1 protein-coding gene is annotated in these 890 nt (G+C 63.7%); it reads left to right on the top strand.

Annotation, left to right across the window (positions count from 1 at the left end):
* Positions 1-890 (top strand): hypothetical protein (locus ACQ3G7_RS24705; RefSeq protein WP_430893015.1); only part of this gene is annotated, 890 nt, incomplete at both ends.

The raw sequence follows: 890 nt of genomic DNA, 5'->3' as shown, positions 1-890 counted from the left end.
CACTGCCGTTGGCAGCGCAGCTGCGCGTGAATATTGCGGCAATGATCACCGCATCGGGTTACTGGCAGCTGGCGGAAACGCTCTGGGAAGAGACACAGCAGATCAATGCCGGCGCGGGATCCGTCACCGAAAAAATGCAGCAGACTGCCGCGTTGCTGCTGCGCCAGCAACCGTACCTGCCCGCGGAATGGCAGGAGGCCGTGAGGGTTATCAGCACGGTGCAACGGCAGGTGGCGGCGCTGCTGGCGCAGCCGGAAGGCAGTGAGAGCGCCATGCTGGAACGCACGCAGCGGGTGCTGCAGTCGCTGAGTGCGCTGGTGAACTCGCCGGTGGTGGTGGCATGGTTGCCGGGCCTTATCCGTGAGCACCTGGACGCGTTGCTCAACCAGGGAAGGCTGATCGTGGGGGCGTTAAACAGCCTGATCTCCGGCGGTCGTTCCCTGTCGTTTGAGGATTATCTGGCGCAGGTGCTGGCGCTGGGTGATGCCATTGCGCCGGAACTCTTAACCCCATTGCGGACACTGGCGACACAAATCCGCCATATCGTTGCGCCGTGGCAGGATGCCACATTCCCGACGTGGCCGGAACCGGCGACGCCTGCGGCCATGCTGGGGTGGTTGCAGAGTGTGTTAATGCACCCGCTGTTTCGCGAAAGCGTGCTACCCCGGTTGCCGGAGGAATACCGCCAGGCACTGACCCGCGCGCTGCACCTGAGCCGCCAGGCCGGGACTTTCCCGGTGCTGGGCGCGACGGGCGAGCAGCTACAGTGGCTGCTGACGCAGATCCATAACCCGGATTTACGCCAGCTGATGGCACAGGCCGGACTGGAAACCTATCTCACCGGCCTGCGGGAGCAACTGGGTGGTGAGGCGGCGTCAGAATTATTCAGT

It is taken from the genome of Kosakonia sp. N21 (assembly GCF_050587465.1).
Taxonomy (GTDB): domain Bacteria; phylum Pseudomonadota; class Gammaproteobacteria; order Enterobacterales; family Enterobacteriaceae.
This window is presented reverse-complemented; position numbering and strand designations above follow the sequence as displayed.